The organism is Mesorhizobium sp. P2_B5 (assembly GCF_056404775.1).
On sequence record NZ_JBFUDJ010000034.1, the window covers coordinates 1 to 731 of the forward strand.

The 731-nt window shown below is 66.3% G+C and carries 1 protein-coding gene; it reads right to left on the minus strand.

Annotation, left to right across the window (positions count from 1 at the left end; genetic code table 11):
- Positions 1-731: Ig-like domain-containing protein (locus AC1D1N_RS32340; protein ID WP_477353347.1), on the minus strand; the 731-nt coding region annotated here is incomplete at both ends.

The following is a 731-nucleotide window of genomic DNA, read 5'->3' on the forward strand; positions in this document are numbered from 1 at the left end:
CGAGGTCGTTTCCGAGGCCGCAGGCTCGTTCGAGCCCGAAGGCTCGCCGGCGCGCGCCGGCAGGCCAGCCTCATAGACCGTCGTGTCGGCGCCGYCCGCTGCCGGGATCGATACGGTCGGCGTTCCATCGCCGATCGAAATCGTCAGCGTGGTGTGCGAGGTGTCGCCGTCGCCGTCCTTGATCGTATAGGTGAAGACGTCGTTGACGCCACCGGACGTGCCGGCATCGCGAACATAGCTGTAGGTGCCGTCGGCAGCGAGCGTCAGCTTGCCGTAGGCGCCCTGGATCTGCGTGCCAAGCGTGGCTGCGTCGTCGACATCGGCATTGGTGTTACCAGCCTGGACGCCTACCACTGTCGCGCCGTCGGCGCCCTGGGTGTCGGTAACGCCGTCCGTGGTGTTCGCGTCGACCGCGTCCGTACCGCCGACAAGCACATTGCCCGTCGCGGGACCAAACTGGCCGGCTGCAATGCTGTCCGTATCGGCAACCGCCGTCGGCACGTCATCGACGATATTGATGACCAGATTACCGGCCGGCGCCGGATCGCCGTCGGCGTCGGTCACCACCACCGCGAAGCTGGTGCTCGACGGATCGGTCAGCGTGTTGTCGATGAGCGTGTAGGAGTAGCTGATCGTGCCGAGGCCGGTCGCCGGATTGTAGACATAGCTTGCCGTCAGCGTGCCTGTCGTCCCGTCGGCGAACGCCGTCGGGATACCGGTCAGTACATGGC